The following is an 18,613-nucleotide window of genomic DNA, read 5'->3' as shown; positions in this document are numbered from 1 at the left end:
GCTTTTACAATATCTTTGCATTTCAAAATTTCCACTTGTAAGGAAATTATACAAAACATAATATATATAATGATTAAGATTACACTACCCGACGGGAGCGTCAAAGATTTTGAAATGAACAGCACTCCAATGGATGTTGCTAAAAGTATTAGTGAAGGTTTAGCTAGAAATGTTATTTCTGCAAGTTTTAATGGAACAACCATTGAAACCTCTACTCCTTTAACCACAGATGGCTCGTTGGTTTTATATACATTTAATGATACTGCGGGTAAAAAAGCTTTTTGGCATTCTTCTGCTCACGTATTAGCACAAGCTATTCAAGATTTTTATCCTAACGCTAAATTAACTATAGGTCCTGCTATTGAAAATGGATTTTATTATGATGTTGATTTTGGTGAGGACACTATTTCTGAGAAAGATTTTGACAAAATAGAGAAGAAGTTTTTGGAGCGTGCTCGTGAAAAAGCTGAATTTAAGATGCGCTCTATCTCTAAAGCTGATGCATTAGCTTATTACAAAGCTCAAGACAATCAATATAAAGTAGAACTTATTGAAGGCTTAGAGGATGGTGATATTACTTTTTGTGATCATAGTGACTTTACTGATTTATGTCGTGGTGGACATATTCCAAATACTGGGATAATTAAAGCTGTAAAGATTATGAATGTTGCTGGTGCTTATTGGCGTGGTGACGAAAAGAATAATCAGCTTACTCGTGTGTATGGAATCTCTTTCCCTAAACAAAAAGAATTAAAGCAATATTTAGAACTACTTGAAGAAGCTAAAAAGCGTGACCATAGAAAACTTGGTAAAGAATTAGAGCTTTTTACTTTTTCTCAAAAAGTAGGTCAAGGTTTACCTTTATGGTTACCTAAAGGTGCTGCTTTGCGTGGTCGTTTAGAAGACTTCTTAAAAGCTGCTCAAAAGAAAGCTGGTTATGAAATGGTAATGACTCCTCATATTGGTCAGAAAGAATTATATGTTACTTCTGGTCACTATGCGAAGTATGGTGAAGATAGTTTTCAGCCGATTACTACTCCGAAAGCTGACGAAGAGTTTTTATTAAAACCTATGAATTGCCCACATCACTGTGAGGTATACAATCATAAACCTTATTCGTATAAAGATTTACCTAAGCGTTTTGCTGAATTTGGTACCGTATATAGATATGAACAAAGTGGTGAGTTACATGGTTTAACTCGTGTTCGTGGTTTTACTCAGGATGACGCACACATTTTCTGTACTCCAGAACAATTAGATGAAGAGTTTAAAAATGTAATTGATTTAGTACTATACGTATTTGGGTCTTTAGGTTTTGATGATTTTACTGCTCAGGTATCTATTAGAGATATGGAGAATCTTGATAAATATATTGGTTCTGTTGAAAATTGGGAAAAAGCAGAACAAGCAATTATCAATGCAGCTAAAGATAAAGGTTTAGATTATGTAGTTGAAGAAGGTGAAGCAGCTTTTTATGGACCTAAGTTAGACTTTATGGTAAAAGATGCTTTAGGTAGAAGTTGGCAATTAGGAACTATTCAAGTAGATTATAACTTACCAGAGCGTTTTGATTTACATTATAAAGGTGCAGACAACCAACTACATCGCCCGGTAATGATTCACCGTGCACCGTTTGGTTCTATGGAGCGTTTCATAGCTGTTCTACTGGAGCATACTGGTGGTAATTTCCCTCTTTGGTTAACTCCTGAGCAAGTTATTGTACTGCCAATCAGCGAGAAATATCAAAAATATACCGAAAAAGTTTTAACTTTGTTAGAAAATTCCGAAATTCGCGCCCTCGTTGATAACCGTAACGAGAAGACAGGAAGAAAGATACGTGATGCCGAAGTTAGCAAAATACCTTTTATGGTTATTGTTGGCGAACAGGAAGAAAAAGATGGCACAGTATCTGTAAGAAAACATGGTGAAGGTGATTTAGGAACATTTACTATAGAAGAGTTCATTTCTCTAATACAGAAAGAAGTTAGTAAAACATTAGTTCCTTTTGGAAGTTAAAAATAAGATAGTAATTTAAAATTTATAAGTCATAGCAATTAGAAGAAAAGGCGGTAGAAGACCCGCGAGAGTAATTAAAGAAGATCAACATAGAATTAATGAAAAAATTAGACATGTTGATGAAGTTCGTCTTGTAGGCGATAACGTGGAAGTTGGTGTATATCCATTAGCTAAAGCTAAAGAGATTGCACGAGAGTTAGAATTAGATTTAGTTGAAATTTCACCTAAAGCTGTTCCTCCTGTTTGTAAAGTTATTGATTACAAAAAGTTCTTATATGAGCAAAAGAAACGTGAAAAGGCTTTAAAAGCTAAAGCTACTAAAGTTACCGTTAAGGAAATTCGTTTTGGACCTCAAACTGACGAACATGATTACGAATTCAAAAAGAAGCATGCAATTAAGTTCTTACAAGATGGGGCTAAATTAAAAGCTTTTGTATTCTTCAAAGGGCGTTCTATTGTATTTAAAGAACAAGGACAAATTTTACTATTAAAATTAGCTCAAGAATTAGAAGAATATGGTAAGGTAGAACAAATGCCAAAACTAGAAGGAAAACGTATGATTATGTTTATTGCTCCCAAAAAGAGTAAATAATACATATTAACAATAATATAAGCAAGATAAAACTAAAGAACAAAGATGCCTAAAATTAAAACAAAATCTAGTGCTAAGAAACGTTTCAAGTTAACTGGTACTGGAAAAATCAAAAGAAAGCACGCGTTTAAAAGCCACATTTTAACAAAGAAGTCTAAAAAACGTAAGCTTGCATTAACTCATGCTACATTAGTACATAAATCTGATGAAGCAAGTATTAAGCAACAATTAGTTTTAAAATAATTGTTAGCACAGGGAATTTAATTATTAACCATGGAGTTGGGCTCGTTTAAGAACTTTTAAATAAGTCGCCTACTACAAAAACACATTTGAATTATGCCAAGATCAGTAAATTCAGTAGCTTCAAGAAATAGAAGAAAAAAAATCTTGAAGCAAGCAAAAGGTTACTTTGGACGTCGTAAAAACGTTTACACAGTAGCAAAGAATGCGGTTGAAAAAGGAATGTTATATGCATACCGTGACCGTAAAAACAATAAGAGAAACTTCCGTTCATTATGGATTCAACGTATTAACGCTGGAGCTCGTCAGTTCGGAATGTCTTACTCACAGTTTATGGGTAAAGTAAAAGCTAATAATATCGAGTTAAACCGTAAGGTTTTAGCTGATTTAGCTATGAACAACCCAGAAGCTTTTAAGGCCATTGTAGAAAAAGTAAAATAAGTTTCATAACCTTGCTTATACTAAAAACCCAAACCTTAACGTTTGGGTTTTTTTAAACCATCCACATTCATCAATTGAACTAAAATATCAATCCTATGAAATTTTTTAAAATAGTATTCATCTTTATCTTTACTCAAAGTATTATTGCTCAAGATAGCGCTCCTGATCAACCTAATACAGTTGAAAATCAATTTAAAGAGCTTTATAAAAAATCAAACAACTATCAAATTTACAAGGTTGTAAAAAAGAATGAATATTTAAGACTACAGAATAGTATTTTAGATAGTATAAAAGTTATTAAAACAGATGCTGCTGCAAAACAGGTAAAAATAGATGAGCAGCAAAAAAACATTACTGAGTTACAAACTAAAATAGATACATTGAATAAAGATTTAGCTACTTCTATTGATAAAGAGGATGCTATTGCCTTTATTGGTATTCCTTTAAACAAATCTACCTATAACTCTATAGTCTGGGGAATTATTTTTGTTTTACTTGCTGGATTAGCTTTCTTCATCTACAGGTTTAAAAACAGTAATGTGGTTACAAAAGAAACCAAAAGTTTGCTAACTGATACTGAAGAGGAATTTGAGCAATATAAAAGAAAATCTATTGAAAAAGAGCAAAAACTTCGTAGACAGTTACAAGACGAAATTAATAAACAACGTGGTGTAAATTAACACACCTCGTAGTTTTACATAAAAAAGCAACCCTCATCTGGCTACTTTAGTAACCAAAGGGTTGCTTTTTGTATTTACTTCTTTTATTTTTAGGTATTAATTTACCATTATAAAAAGCTATTTAAAATTATTACACCTAACAAATTAATTAATGAAAAAGAATATAACACTATTATTAATTTTTACTTTTCTACACGCATTTGCCCAATCCAAATATGAGATTAAAGGTTTTTCAGACAGGTACAAAGGCTTGTTGAATATTGATAACGGTTATGAAAATGAAATTTTTAAAAAAGGAAGTATTGCTGTTTTTGAATCTAAAACAAATACAAAAATTATAGAAATCCATTCCGACGAATTAACTTTTGAACTAGATGCTATCGGAGTTGTTAAGACTAATACTTTAGAGCTTCCTTACGGAGAACAAAGTATTTTAATTTATAAAGATTTTAATTTTGATGGCATTAAAGATTTAGCCATCATGGACGGACAATTCAGCTGTTATCATGGACCTTCTTTTAGAATATATCTTGAAATCAACAACAAACTAACATTTAGCCCAGAATTTACCCGATTAGCTCAAGAATATTGCGGTATGTTTCAAACAAATGATAAAACAAAAACCATTCACACAATCACAAAAAGTGGTTGCTGTTGGCATCAATATTCAACTTTTAAAATAGTTAACAATATACCAACCCCTACTCTAATTATAGAAGAAAGCGCTGGAAATGCTCCTTTTTATTCAACTACTACAACAGAATGGAACAGAAATAAAAAGAGCAAAAAAACTACTAAAACACTAGATCTAAAATATGATGGTCTTTCTAAAATACTATCATTTAATCTTATTAAAAACCAAAAACAAGTAGTTCTATTTAGCATGAATGGTCTAATACTTAATTATGCTTTAATTAAACCTGATGGCACTGTAGAGTTTTCATTCCCTGTTGAAATGACGGGAGTAGATTCTAATTTCAAGTTCAATAAAACAAAAAATACACTAACCTTTAAAAACAAAAATGCTACTTATCAAATCTATCAAACTAGCAAAGAAGATAAAGTTAATGCAATTGGTATACTTGTTACTATAAATGGCAGAAATTACGATTTAAAAGGAATCTTAAACTCTATAGAAGGAAACTTAGAAATTCTAAAAGACTTAAAACTAAACAATCTTATCAGCAAATAAATTTTAGCTTCTAATAGTTTTAACAAAAAATCCCGAGTTCATCACTCGGGATTTTTTGTTAAAACTGCTGTAATCTACCTGTATAATTCTTTAATTTTTGAACAGATTTTATTTCCTCATAAGAGTTACTAGCATCCTATTACTTATGACAATCCTGAAATTATTCCGTTATTGTCAATCGTCATATTTTCAGATGCAGGTGTTGCAGGTAACCCAGGCATACGCATCATTTTCCCTAAAATTGGAATTATAAATTGTGCTCCTGCAGCTATTTCTATTTCTCTAACGTTTACTGTAAACCCTTCTGGTCTTCCAATTAACTTATCATTATCTGAAAATGATTTTTGAGTTTTTGCCATGCATACAGCAAAATCATTAAAACCTAAACGATCAATTCTTCGCAAGTTTAACTCGGCTTTTTTATCATAAGTTACAGCATCAGCTCCGTAAATTTCTTTAGCAATTTTTTCTATTTTCTCTTTTACAGGACTTTTCCAGTCATACAAAGGCTTGTATTGTGTAGCTTTATTTTCAACTACATCAACCACAGCTTCGGCTAAATTTTTAGTTCCTTCTCCTCCTTTAGCCCATCCTTCAGAAACGACAGCTTGTACACCTAATTTAGCACAAGCGTCAATTACAAACTTCACTTCTTCTTCTGTATCAGAAATAAAAGAATTGATAGCCACTACAGGTTCAATATTAAACTTTCTAATATTTTCTATATGCTTTTCTAAGTTTTTAAATCCGTTTTGTACACGCTCTAAACTTGGTGTATTGTATTCTTCTTTTGGAGCCCCTCCATGGTGACGTAATGCTCGGACTGTTGCTACTAACACCACGCATTTAGGGTTTAACCCTGCATATTGTGATTTTATGTTCAAGAATTTTTCGGCTCCTAAATCAGCTCCAAAACCAGCTTCTGTTACTACGTAATTTGATAACGATAATCCCATTTTAGTTGCAATAATTGTATTAGTACCTTGCGCAATATTTGCAAAAGGTCCACCATGAATAATCGCTGGATTTTCTTCTAATGTTTGTACCAAGTTTGGTTTGACAGCATCTTTTAATAAGATAGCCATAGCATCTTGTGCTTTTAAATCACGAGCAAAAACTGGCTTTTTATCAAAAGTAAATCCTATAAAAATATTACCTAAACGTTCTTTTAAATCATCAAAAGAAGTTGCCATACAAAGAATAGCCATTACTTCTGATGCTGGTGTAATATTGAATCCATCTTCACGTGGTATTCCGTTTGCTGTTCCTCCTAAACCAATTGTGATTTGACGTAACGAACGATCGTTCATATCAATTACGCGTTTCCATAAAATAGTACGCGGATCGATATTTAAATTATTAGTCCTGCTTTGTAAGTTGTTATCTATTAATGCTGATAATAAATTGTTAGCTTTCTCAATTGCATTAAAGTCTCCTGTGAAATGTAGGTTAATATCTTCCATAGGAACAACTTGCGAGTATCCACCACCAGCAGCTCCTCCTTTAATTCCAAAAACAGGTCCTAATGACGGTTCTCTCAACACTACTGTAGCCTGCTTCCCTACCTTATTTAACCCTTCAGTTAACCCTATGGAAACAGTTGTTTTTCCCTCTCCTGCAGGTGTTGGAGTTAATGCTGTTACCAACACTAAGTTATTTTGCTTTATTTTTTTTTCATCTATTAAGTTTAAAGGTAATTTAGCTTTATATTTTCCATACATTTCTAAATCATCTTCTTTTACTTGTAACTTACTAGCTATATGTTTAATATGTTGTAATTCTTTTGCTTGAGCAATCTCGATATCGGTTAAATGCGCCATGGCAAATTGTTTAAAGTTTTAAGTTATTTGTTGTACTAAAAAAGCAGGTAAATATACGTAATATAATCCCTATGAAAACTGACATTTGTTAGCAAATATTCCTTAATTATTATCTAAAGACATAAATATGGTAAAAGAATTGGCTTTTCTTTTAATGAAACGCTATATTTGCACGTTTTTAAAATAAAGTCGATTTAAATTATTTACAATGCAAAACAAAGGATTAATTAAATTATTTGCTATACTTTTTGGTTTAGTAAGTATTTATCAATTATCGTTTACATTCTTTGCCAATAAGGTAGAGGATAGTGCGAAACAGTATGCTAAGGCTAATGTTAGTGATAACAATGGTAGAGCTTTGGCTAGATATGAAAGAAAATACTTAGATAGCGTAGCTAACAAAGAGGTAGTAAATTTAGGATTTGTACAATACTCTTACAACGATATTAAGAACAAGGAAATGAACCTTGGTCTTGATTTAAAAGGAGGGATCAATGCAATTTTACAGGTATCGGTAAAAGATATCTTAATCGGATTATCTAACGATTCTCAAAACACAACTTTTAAACAAGCTTTAGCAAACGCTGATGAAGCTCAAAAGAATAGTCAAGAGAACTACTTAGATTTATTCTACAACGAGTTCGAAAAATTAAGCAACGGTAGTGTTAAATTAAGCGACCCTAGCATTTTTGGAACTAAAGCTTTACGTGATAAAATAGACTTCAACAAAACAAATGAGCAGGTTAAATCGACTTTACAAGAAGAAATCAACACTTCTATCAATACTGCTTTTGAAGTATTACGTAGCCGTATTGATAAGTTTGGTGTTGTACAACCAAACATTCAACGTATTGGAAACTCTGGTAGAATTCAAGTAGAATTACCAGGAGCTAAAGACATTGATCGTGTAGAGAAGTTATTACAGAGTACTGCTGAATTACAGTTCTGGGAAGTTCACACAAATGCAGACGTTCAAAACTTTTTCTTTGCTGCAAATGCAAAGGTTGCTGAAATGTTAAAAGATGATTCAGTTACTGAGCAAGTGAAAGATACTGCTAAGACAGATAATGATATTGATGATTTATTAGGTGAATCTGCTGATTCAACAAAAGTTGAAACTCAAAAGAATTTATTTTCTTATTTATACCCTAATGTAGCTCAAAACCAACAACAAATAAGTTCTTTGGTTGCACAAGCCAGAGTTCAAGATACTGCGAAAGTAAATAGTTTCTTACACAATAAGGAAGTAAGAGCTTTGTTACCTAACAATTTAAAGTACACTAAGTTTTTATGGGACTATAAGTCTCAAGCTGGTGCTGATGGAACAGAGATTATTGGTTTATATGCTATTAAATCTAACAGAAAAGACAAAGCGCCTATTGATGGAGATGTAATTGCTGATGCAAAACAAGAATACGACCAGTTAAGTAAGCCAGTTGTATCTATGTTAATGAATGGTTCAGGAACTAAACAATGGGCTAAAATGACTAGCGAAAATGTTGGTAAGTTTGTTGCTGTAGTTTTAGACAACTATGTATATACTGCCCCAGTAGTAAACGGAGCTATTACAGGAGGTAGCACTCAGATTTCAGGAGGTACAATGACTGTAAATGAAGCTCAAGATATTGCAACAGTATTAAAAGCAGGTAAGTTGCCTGCTCCTGCTCGTATTATTCAAGCACAGGTTGTTGGTCCATCTTTAGGTAAAGAATCTATTGATGCTAGTATGTGGTCATTCGGATTAGCTATTATCTTAGTATTAGTTTGGATGTTCTTATACTACGGTAGAGCAGGTATTTATGCCAACATTGCTTTAGTTGTTAACATCTTATTCATTTTTGGAATTTTAGCTTCATTCAATTCAGTATTAACCTTACCTGGTATTGCTGGTATTATCTTAACTATAGGTATGTCGGTAGATGCAAACGTGATTATTTTCGAAAGAATCAAAGAAGCATTATATGGAGGGAAAAACTTAGGTGAATCAGTAGATGAAGGATTTAGTATTAAAGGAGCATTATCTGCAATTATTGATGCCAACATTACTACTTTATTAACTGGTATTATTTTATACACTTTCGGTACAGGACCAATCAAAGGTTTTGCTTTAACTTTAATGATTGGTATTGCTACTTCTTTATTTACAGCAGTATTTATTACTCGTTTATTTATTGACGGTGCTGTTGAAAGAGGAACTAAATTACCTTTCAATACAGGTTTCTCTAAAAACTGGTTTAGAAATATTAGTGTTGAATTCTTACAAAAACGTAAGATTGCTTATATTATCTCAGGATTCTTTATCGTAGTTGGTTTAGTTTCTATTTTTACTGTAGGTTTAAAACAGGGAGTAGATTTTAAAGGAGGTCGTTCTTATGTAGTACGTTTTGATGAAGCTATGAAAGGAAACGAAGTAGCTGAACAATTAAAAGATGTATTTGGTACAGCTCCAGAAGTAAAAACTTATGGTTCTGATCACCAATTAAAAATTACTACTGCCTTCAAAATTGATGAAGAGGGTACTGATGTTGATGAAACTGTACAAAATGCTCTATACAATGGTTTAAAACCATATTTAGGTGATACTTCATATGAAAACTTTAAACCTGGTTTTGAAAAAGCAGGAAATGGAATTATGAGCTATATGAAAGTAGAACCAACTATTGCAGATGATATTAAGCAATCAGCTTTATGGGCAGTTTTAGGTTCATTAATTGTAGTTTTCTTATACATCTTATTACGTTTTAGAAAAATGGCATACTCTATCGGTGCGGTAGTAGCTGTTTTCCATGATGTATTAGTTGTATTAGGTGTATTCTCTTTACTATACAAGTTCATGCCATTTGATATGGAAATTGGTCAATCATTTATCGCTGCAATATTAACAGTAGTAGGATATTCATTAAACGATACCGTGGTAATTTTTGATAGAATTAGAGAGTTTACAGAAGGTAAAAACTCAGTTACTGCTAGTTTAGTAAACAAAGCATTAAACAGTACATTAGGAAGAACTATCAACACATCTTTAACTACATTATTAGTAATGTTAGCTATCTTCTTCTTTGGAGGAGACAGTATTAAAGGATTTATGTTCGCATTAATCGTAGGTGTGGTAGTAGGTACTTACTCTTCTTTATTTGTTGCAACGCCAATTATGTTTGACGTTTCTAAAAAAGAAGAAAACAAGTAACTCATATAAAAACATACATAAAACCGTTTTGAATAAACTTCAAAACGGTTTTTTCATTTAATATCAAGCAACTATCTTTGCAGTCTGATGAAAATTACAAAACTCCACGATTTATACTTTAAAGAATTTATTTCAGCTGATGAAATTTCTAAAATTGTTAACTCATTAGCTGAACAAGTAAGAAAAGATTTACCTTCTGATGAAGTTCCTATTTTTATAGGGATTTTAAACGGATGCTTTGTTTTTACTGCCGATTTTTTACGTGAATATAAAGGAAACTGTGAAATTAGTTTTGTTAAGTTGTCTTCCTACCAAGGCACTTCCTCAACAGAAAACGTAAAGAATTTAATTGGTCTTAATGAAGATTTAACTGGTCGTACCGTTATTATTTTAGAAGATATTATTGATACAGGTACAACACTTCAAGAGATTTATGAAATCTTTAAAACAAAAAATTTAAAAGAACTAAAAATAGTAACGCTTTTTTACAAACCTGATGTTTACCGTAAAGAACTACATATAGATTATATCGGAAAAGGTATTGAAGATAAGTTTATTGTAGGCTACGGATTAGATTACAAAGGGTATGGTAGAAATTTGCCTGCTATTTATCAATTAACAACACAACCCAAAATGAAAAACGTCGTATTATTCGGCCCTCCTGGAGCAGGAAAAGGTACTCAAGCCCAAGTTTTAAAAGAAAAATACAATTTAGTACACATTTCAACAGGAGATGTATTTCGATTTAATATTAAAAATGAAACTGAATTAGGTCTATTAGCAAAAAAATATATTGATGCTGGTGATTTAGTTCCTGATGAAGTTACCATTAATATGTTAAAAGAAGAGGTTAACAAAAATGCTGATTCAGCAGGATTCATTTTTGATGGTTTTCCTCGTACAGAATCGCAAGCAGAAGCTTTAGATGCTTTTTTAGCTGAAAAAGGTGAACGTATTAACGGTATGGTTGCTTTAGAAGTTCCTGAAGACTTATTAGTTGAACGTATCTTAGAAAGAGGAAAAACTAGTGGTCGTTCTGACGATATGGATGAAAGTAAAATCCGTAATCGTTTTAATGAATACAACACTAAAACTGCTGTTTTAAAAGACTATTATCAATCGCAAAACAACTATTACGGAGTAAACGGAGTTGGTTCTATTGAAGAAATTACACAACGTTTATCAGACGTATTTGATACACTATAACAAACGCTTGTTTAATCGTTAAAACAATAACAATTATCGTTTTTTAACGATTCTACAAATAAATAACAAACAATGACTGAAGGAAATTTTGTCGACTATATTAAAATCTACGCATCATCTGGTAAAGGTGGTCGTGGATCTGCACACTTACATCGCGAAAAATATATTGCGAAAGGTGGACCTGATGGTGGTGACGGTGGTCGAGGTGGTCACATAATATTACGTGGCGATAAAAATATGTGGACACTTTTCCATTTAAAATTTAAACGTCATTTTAGAGCTGAACACGGTGGCGATGGAAGTAGCAGTAGAAGTACTGGGCATGATGGTGCAGATGTTATAATTCCTGTTCCATTAGGAACGATTATCCGTGATGCTGATACTGACGAAATTTTATATGAAGTTATTGAAGACGAACAAGAAATCATCCTTCTAGAAGGTGGTAAAGGTGGTCGTGGTAACTGGCATTTTAAATCTCCTACCAATCAAACCCCTCGTTATGCTCAACCTGGTATTGACGGACAAGAAGGTTGGTATCGTATTGAGTTAAAAATTTTAGCCGATGTTGGTTTAGTTGGTTTCCCAAATGCTGGTAAATCTACTTTATTATCAGTAATTACAGCCGCTAAACCTAAAATTGCTGATTATGCTTTTACAACCCTAAAACCTAACTTAGGTATTGTAGAGTATCGTAATCATCAAAGTTTTGTAATGGCTGATATTCCAGGAATTATTGAAGGAGCTGCTGAAGGAAAAGGTTTAGGACATCACTTTTTACGTCATATTGAGCGTAACTCTACCCTACTATTTTTAATTCCTGCAGATAGCGAGGATATAAAAAAAGAATATGAAATCTTGTTAAATGAACTTCGTAAACACAATCCTGAATTATTAGATAAAGATCGTTTGTTAGCTATCTCAAAATCGGATATGTTAGATGATGAACTTAAAGAAGAAATCAAACAAGATTTACCAGAAGGTATTGAAGCCTTATTTATCTCCTCTGTAGCTCAACAGGGCTTGATGGAGTTGAAAGACAAACTGTGGCAAATGTTGAATTAATTATTCAGCTTAAATAATATTGGAAAAAGCAATCTCATTTGAGGTTGCTTTTTTATTATCTCTTAATAATTTAATGCAAGATAGATAGTAATAAAACCTGATTATTTATATTTACTCTCTAAGATTATATATATATTAGTCCGAAATTTTAAATAAAAACTGTAATGAAAAAACTATTTACCACACTACTTTTCTTAACTATTTCTTTTAATGCTTTCTCGATGCAAATTTTCGTCAAAACTTTAACAGGTAAAACTTACACTATAGAAGTTGAACCTAGTGATTCAATTGAGAATGTTAAGTTAAAACTGCAAGACAAAAGTGGAGTCCCTCCTGAATGCATGAGAATTATTTATGCAGGAAAACAACTTGAAGATGGAAGAATGTTAATTGATTATAATATTGTAAAAGAAAGCACTTTACACATGATTCTTAGGAGTGATGACTGTTAAATAGCAGTGATTCCTTTTTAAACAAAAAAGGTTGTTTTTGAAAACAGCCTTTTCCTATTTCTTTGATATGAGTATATAAAACCGTTGTCTTAAATATACTTATTACATCTTTTTCTATAGTAAGATAGAGTTAAAAATATTATAAGTAATTTTCAATTATTGTTACACTACAACACCCTCTTTGCTTTAATAAAAGCTCGTTTCCAATAATTTTCATGTAGTGAAGTTACAATAACCCCCCGTGATGTAGTTGAATGTATAAAACGGATATCTCCATTATCAACAGAAGTTACTAACCCAACATGATTTACTCTCCCCCTTTTTCTTGAAGTTTTAAAAAATAGTAAATCTCCTCTTTGAACCTCTCGTAATGAAATGTTTTCTCCTTGTACGTACATTTGATGCGATGTTCTTGCTATGGGTACATTTCGTTGTTTAAACGATGTGAAAATTAATCCAGAACAATCCATTCCTCTTTTAGTCATTCCTCCAAAACGATATGGCACTCCTTTATAAGTTACTGCCGTCCATACAATTTTATCTGCAACGGTTACATCCTCTTTTTTTGTTAATGTTTCACTGGTTTTAGTATCTGTAACTTCTACTTTTTTAGGGTTAACTGTTGAAGCTCTTTTTTGATAAGTCGTGCTAACATTTTTTGATGATCCACAAGAAATCATTAAAAATGACACCATACATATAAAGAAGACTTTTTTTATCATGCTATTTTTACTTTTTTAATCCAGCAACAATCAACTTTGCTGTTTTTGCAGAGGCTCCTTTTCCTCCTAATTTTTGTTCCAAATCAAAGTATGACAAAAACAATTGCTGACGATGCTCTGGTTCTAAAATACGTGTTAATTCGTGTTGCAAATTTTCTTTAGTAAAATCATTTTGTATCAATTCTTTTACCACTTCTCTATCCATTATTAAATTAACTAACGATATGTATTTTAATGTTATTATTCGTTTGGCTATTTGATATGAAATGTTGCTTCCCTTATAGCACACTACCTGAGGTACTTTAAACAAAGCTGTTTCTAAAGTTGCTGTTCCTGACGCTACCAAAGCAGCATGTGAAATACTTAATAAATCATAAGTTTTATTATTAATGAATTTCACATTTGAATCTCCAATTATTTCTTGATAAAACTCGTAAGATTGACTTGGTGCTCCAGCTACTACAAACTGATATTTTGGAAAATCCTTTACCAACGAAAGCATTACCGATAACATTTTTGTTATTTCTTGCTTTCTACTTCCTGGTAACAATGCTATGACCTCTTTATGTCCTAGATTATGTTCTTTCCTGAACTTTTCTATAGAAACTTGTTCTCTTCCGGCAATTCCATCAATTAAAGGATGCCCTACAAAACGAACATCATAACCATGCTTATTATAAAACTCTTTTTCAAACGGAAGAATTACAAACATTTGGTCGATATCTCGTTTAATATCTTTAACTCTACCAGCTCTACTTGCCCAAACTTGAGGTGAAATATAATAATTAGTTCTAAAACCTTGCTTTTTTGCCCATTTAGCAATACGAAGATTAAAACCTGAGTTATCAATAAAAATAATTACATCAGGATTGAATTGAGCAATGTCTTTTTTACAAAAAGAAATCATTCCTAAAATCTTACGTAAGTTCATCAACACCTCAACAAACCCCATAAAAGCACGTTCTTTATAATGCTTAACAAGTGTACCTCCAACTTCTTGCATTAGGTCTCCTCCCCAAAAACGAATATCTGCTTTTGAGTCTTCCTTTAACAAGGCTTTCATCAAATTAGCTCCGTGTAAATCACCCGAAGCTTCACCTACAAGAATGTAATATTTCATGTATTAAAATTAGAAAAACTTTAAAAATGCTGTTAATAAAGCTACCGCAATTGTAGTTATTAACACTCCTCTTGCTCTATAATCTTGTTTCTTTTTTAGAAACACCCAAAAAACAAATAAATTAGGTATCGCTGCTAAAGCTATTACAGATCCCAATACTCCTCCTTCTTTTATTGTAGTAATAGTTTCAGAAATACTAAGTTCTGAGATATACTCTAAATAAATAAAAAATCCACAGGTTGTTGCCAACAATGAGACTATAATTCCAATCAATATCTCTTTTTTTATATGTCCCATGTGTGTAGTTTTTGAATTGCGTGATGTGCTGTCATATCAAATTGAACAGGTACTACAGATATAAAACCATTTTCTAATGCCCAAATATCAGTATCTTGTCCTTTATCTCTATTAATAAACTCTCCAGAGAGCCAATAATACTCTTTCCCAAAAGGACTTTTACGTTTATCAAACGTTTCTTTCCAGTAACCATTCGCTTGTCTACATATACGAACTCCTTTAATTTCGTCTTCTTTTAACTTTGGAATGTTTACGTTTAAAATTACACCGTCTGGTAATCCATTTAATAAAACATTTAACGCTATTTTTTCGATAAACTTACGTGCTGCTCTAAAATCGGCATGCCAATCGAAATCTAATAAAGAAAAACCTATTGCAGGAATCCCTTCAATACCAGCCTCAACAGCAGCGCTCATAGTTCCTGAATAAATTACATTAATTGATGAGTTTGCTCCATGATTAATTCCTGAAACACATAAATCTGGTGTACGATTTAATATTTCATTTTTTGCCATTTTAACGCAATCAGCAGGAGTACCCGAACAACTGTACTCTATTTGTGGACCTTCATCAATAGTAATTGGGTTACAGTGTAACACGTTATTCACAGTAATAGCATGTCCCATTCCACTTTGCGGACTATCAGGTGCAACTACAACTACATCTCCAATTTTATTCATAATTTCAATTAACATACGAATACCAGGAGCAGTAATTCCGTCATCATTCGTAACTAAAATCAAAGGTCTATCTTGCATAGTAAGTAAGTTTTACAACAAATGTAACATAAAAAAAGGATTCTATTTTTAACATTTTGTAAAGACAGATTGGTTCATTTTATGTGTAAAATTGTGGTAATCAAACTCAAGCGTTATGGTACGGATTATTGTTTATGTTACAATTTTTGTTATTTCTTCTTTTTTTTCAATTATTTCTGCTCAAAATCCCCCTACAAAACCTTGTAGTGAATTAAACTATACCCAGTTTGATTTTTGGATTGGAAATTGGAATGTTTATAATACACAAGGAAAATTAATTGGTCATAACAACGTTATAAAAACGCCTAATGCTTGTGCTATTCAAGAAAATTGGAGTTCTAAAACATCAAAAAGTCAAGGAACTAGTTACAACTATTATAACAAAGCAGATAATACTTGGAACCAAGTTTGGATTGATAATACTGGATTTTCATTAGTTCTAAAAGGTAGTTTTAAAGGTAATACTATGACTTTAAAAAGTGATCTTGTAAAAAATGAAAAAGGCAATTATTACAATCAAATTACTTGGACAAAGAACAAAGATGGTTCTGTAACTCAAGTTTGGAATTTTCTTAATGAAGACCTTAAAAAGACTAAAGAAGTTTTTAGAGGCATTTATAAAAAGCAATAAAACTAAAAAATTGGCATTATTTTAGTAGCTTAGCAACACAACGACTCAACACAAATTAAAAAGACAGAAGGTTTTATGAAGACGAAGTTTATTATACCATTTTTAGCAATCACCCTTTTATTTTCTAACTCTGTTAGTTCGAATACGCTTCCAAATAACGATCCTGAAAAAGACCGTGTTATTGTTTATGTTTTAAAAAATATTTTAAGTAGATACCATTACGTTCAAAAAAAGTTAAATGACGATTTTTCTGAACATGTGTATACTACATTTATTGATGGTTTAGATCCTAGTAAGCGTTATTTTACTCAAGAAGATTTAAAAGAATTTTCTCAATACAAGTATCAAATAGATAATCAACTAAGAGAATCGAATATTGATTTTTACAAATTAGTATATAAACGTTTTTTAGAAAAGATGGAGTCAGGTAAAAAGACCTATCGTTCTTTATTAAAGCAACCTTTTAACTATAAGAAAAAGGAGGTTATTGATATTGATTACGACAAAGTTCCGTATGCTAAAAACGAAACTGAGTTAATTGATTATTGGAGGAAGCAATTAAAATTATCGATTTTAAGCAATATTGAAGACGCTGAAAATCAACAAAACGAGAAGGCTAAAAAAGATAAGAGCTTTAAAAAGAAAAGTTTTAAAGTTTTAGAGGCTGAAGCACGAAAAAAAGTCTTAAAAAATATGGACGACTTATACATGCGTATAGGTGAACTTGAAAACTCTGACTGGTATTCTACGTTTTTAAATAGCGTAGTAAGCGGTTTTGACCCACATACAACTTATATGTCTCCTCGAATTAAAACACGTTTCGACCAAGAAATGTCTGGTAAATTAGAAGGTATTGGAGCTCGTTTACAGAAAAAAGGAATTTACACTCACATTGTTGAATTAATTTCTGGAGGACCTGCATGGAAACAAGGTGAATTAGAAGCTGATGATATTATTTTAAAAGTTGCTCAAGGAGATGAAGAGCCTTTAGATATTGTTGGAATGCGTTTGGATGATGCTATAAAGTTTATCAAAGGAAAAAAAGGAACAGAAGTTCGTTTAACTGTAAAGAAAAAAATTGACGGTTCTATTAAAGTTATTCCAATTATTAGAGATGTAGTTGAGCTTGAAGAAACTTTTGTAAAGTCAAGTATAGTTGAAAAAAATGGTAAAAAATATGGAGTCATTAACCTTCCTAGGTTTTATATAGATTTTAATGACTTAAGCCGTAGAGATGCAGCAAAAGACATGGAAAAAGAAATTGAACGTTTAAAAGAGGAAAATGTTCAAGGTTTAATTGTTGATTTACGTGATAACGGAGGTGGTTCTTTAAAAACAGCTATTGAAATTGGTGGTTTATTTATCAACAAAGGACCAATTGTTCAAGTTAAATATCGTGGTGAAGATCCTTTAGTAAAGGTTGACACTGATCCAAAAATTCAATGGGAAGGGCCATTAGTAGTGATGGTAAATGAATTTTCTGCTTCTGCTTCTGAAATTTTTGCTGCAGCAATGCAAGATTATAAACGTGGTGTTATTATTGGTGGTAAGCAAACTTACGGTAAAGGAACTGTACAAAATGTGTTACCTATAAACCGCTTTTATGAGCAATATCCTAATGATTTAGGAGCTTTAAAAATGACCATTCAAAAATTCTATAGAATCAATGGTGGTTCTACTCAAATTGAAGGAGTTTATTCTGATATTTCTTTACCTACCAGATATAGTTATATGGATTTTGGAGAACGTGATTTAGATGGTGCTTTACCTTGGGATAAGGTACAACAAGCTAAATATACCACTACCAACTCATATAGTAATTTTGCAGATGTTGTTTACAATAGTAAGCAACGTGTAATGAACAACGAAAAGTTTAATAAAATAAATGACTATGCTAAGTGGTTAAAGAAAAACCAAGACGAAAGAGTCTATTCTTTAAACTATGACGCTTTTAAAAAGGAAAGTGAAGCTAAAACTAAAGAAGGAGAACAATTTAAAGATATCTTTAAATTTGATTCACACTTAACATTTGTTTCTCCTAAGTACGAATTAAACCTATTTAAAAAGGATACTGTTCTAGAAGAAAAACGTGTTGCATGGCATAAAAATCTTCAGAAAGATATATACATAAATGAAGCACTAAACGTACTAAGCGAATTAAAAATGAACAACAACCATGTTGCTGTAAAACATTAAA

General features: G+C 31.8%; 17 protein-coding genes. 12 read left to right on the top strand and 5 right to left on the bottom strand.

The genetic code is table 11. The features are described from left to right. Positions 1-69 precede the first annotated feature (69 nt). From thrS to LCI24_RS06890, 6 genes are all read left to right on the top strand, one after another. The gene (thrS, locus tag LCI24_RS06915) at positions 70-2,016 is read left to right on the top strand and encodes a threonine--tRNA ligase (RefSeq protein ID WP_274639714.1); all 1,947 of its coding nucleotides are present in this window, start codon (positions 70-72) and stop codon (positions 2,014-2,016) included. 73 nt (positions 2,017-2,089) lie between these two features. Next, positions 2,090-2,608, top strand: a complete 519-nt coding sequence (infC, locus tag LCI24_RS06910) for a translation initiation factor IF-3 (protein WP_262706669.1) — start codon at positions 2,090-2,092, stop codon at positions 2,606-2,608. Positions 2,609-2,653: 45 nt separating this feature from the next. After that, on the top strand, positions 2,654-2,851 hold the full coding sequence (gene rpmI, locus LCI24_RS06905) for a 50S ribosomal protein L35 (RefSeq protein WP_274639713.1): 198 nt from the start codon (positions 2,654-2,656) through the stop codon (positions 2,849-2,851). 93 nt (positions 2,852-2,944) lie between these two features. Further along, positions 2,945-3,289: a 50S ribosomal protein L20 gene (gene rplT, locus LCI24_RS06900; protein WP_028891166.1), complete on the top strand. Its 345-nt coding sequence runs from the start codon at positions 2,945-2,947 to the stop codon at positions 3,287-3,289. Positions 3,290-3,384: 95 nt separating this feature from the next. Then, positions 3,385-3,969, top strand: a complete 585-nt coding sequence (locus tag LCI24_RS06895; RefSeq protein ID WP_274639712.1) for a tRNA (guanine-N1)-methyltransferase — start codon at positions 3,385-3,387, stop codon at positions 3,967-3,969. A gap of 151 nt (positions 3,970-4,120) precedes the next feature. Next, complete coding sequence (locus LCI24_RS06890) at positions 4,121-5,161, top strand: XAC2610-related protein (protein ID WP_274639711.1); 1,041 nt, start codon at positions 4,121-4,123, stop codon at positions 5,159-5,161. Between the two features lie 143 nt (positions 5,162-5,304). Here the strand turns inward: LCI24_RS06890 and LCI24_RS06885 are convergent, their stop codons facing one another. Continuing rightward, positions 5,305-6,981 carry a formate--tetrahydrofolate ligase gene (locus LCI24_RS06885; protein WP_274639710.1) on the bottom strand — a complete coding sequence of 559 codons (1,677 nt, stop codon included), beginning with the start codon at positions 6,979-6,981 and terminating at the stop codon, positions 5,305-5,307. 208 nt (positions 6,982-7,189) lie between these two features. On the opposite strand from LCI24_RS06885, the gene secDF reads away from it, so the two are divergent. The 4 genes from secDF (at position 7,190) to LCI24_RS06865 (ending at position 12,888) form a co-directional block, all read left to right on the top strand. After that, positions 7,190-10,168, top strand: a complete 2,979-nt coding sequence (secDF, locus tag LCI24_RS06880) for a protein translocase subunit SecDF (protein WP_274639709.1) — start codon at positions 7,190-7,192, stop codon at positions 10,166-10,168. 87 nt (positions 10,169-10,255) lie between these two features. Then, the gene (locus tag LCI24_RS06875) at positions 10,256-11,374 is read left to right on the top strand and encodes an adenylate kinase (RefSeq protein ID WP_274639708.1); all 1,119 of its coding nucleotides are present in this window, start codon (positions 10,256-10,258) and stop codon (positions 11,372-11,374) included. Positions 11,375-11,446: 72 nt separating this feature from the next. Next, a complete protein-coding gene (obgE, locus tag LCI24_RS06870) occupies positions 11,447-12,436 on the top strand; it encodes a GTPase ObgE (RefSeq protein WP_274639707.1) in 990 nt (329 codons plus the stop codon). A 164-nt stretch (positions 12,437-12,600) separates the two neighbouring features. After that, the gene (locus LCI24_RS06865) at positions 12,601-12,888 is read left to right on the top strand and encodes a ubiquitin-like protein (RefSeq protein ID WP_274639706.1); all 288 of its coding nucleotides are present in this window, start codon (positions 12,601-12,603) and stop codon (positions 12,886-12,888) included. Positions 12,889-13,055: 167 nt separating this feature from the next. On the opposite strand, the gene LCI24_RS06860 is transcribed toward LCI24_RS06865, so the two are convergent. Genes LCI24_RS06860 through surE form a run of 4 tightly spaced genes read right to left on the bottom strand, consistent with a single transcriptional unit; the run spans position 13,056 to position 15,785 of the window. Next, positions 13,056-13,610, bottom strand: a complete 555-nt coding sequence (locus tag LCI24_RS06860; RefSeq protein ID WP_274639705.1) for a C40 family peptidase — start codon at positions 13,608-13,610, stop codon at positions 13,056-13,058. 7 nt (positions 13,611-13,617) lie between these two features. Beyond that, complete coding sequence (lpxB, locus tag LCI24_RS06855) at positions 13,618-14,730, bottom strand: lipid-A-disaccharide synthase (protein ID WP_274639704.1); 1,113 nt, start codon at positions 14,728-14,730, stop codon at positions 13,618-13,620. A 9-nt stretch (positions 14,731-14,739) separates the two neighbouring features. Continuing rightward, positions 14,740-15,027 (bottom strand): hypothetical protein, encoded by a 288-nt coding sequence (locus LCI24_RS06850; RefSeq protein WP_274639703.1) that lies wholly within the window; start codon positions 15,025-15,027, stop codon positions 14,740-14,742. Continuing rightward, positions 15,015-15,785 (bottom strand): 5'/3'-nucleotidase SurE, encoded by a 771-nt coding sequence (gene surE, locus LCI24_RS06845; RefSeq protein WP_115901697.1) that lies wholly within the window; start codon positions 15,783-15,785, stop codon positions 15,015-15,017. The genes LCI24_RS06850 and surE overlap by 13 nt, the downstream gene beginning before the upstream one ends. Before the next feature lie 115 nt (positions 15,786-15,900). Here surE and LCI24_RS06840 point away from each other — a divergent pair, with 115 nt between their 5' ends. Next, complete coding sequence (locus LCI24_RS06840; RefSeq protein WP_274639702.1) at positions 15,901-16,416, top strand: hypothetical protein; 516 nt, start codon at positions 15,901-15,903, stop codon at positions 16,414-16,416. Between the two features lie 75 nt (positions 16,417-16,491). After that, positions 16,492-18,612 carry a carboxy terminal-processing peptidase gene (locus LCI24_RS06835; protein ID WP_274639701.1) on the top strand — a complete coding sequence of 707 codons (2,121 nt, stop codon included), beginning with the start codon at positions 16,492-16,494 and terminating at the stop codon, positions 18,610-18,612. The last annotated feature ends 1 nt before the right edge of the window (position 18,613 follow it).

Origin of the sequence: Tenacibaculum larymnensis, from assembly GCF_028829235.1 — a bacterium.
Classification (GTDB): domain Bacteria; phylum Bacteroidota; class Bacteroidia; order Flavobacteriales; family Flavobacteriaceae; genus Polaribacter; species Polaribacter larymnensis.
This window is presented reverse-complemented; position numbering and strand designations above follow the sequence as displayed.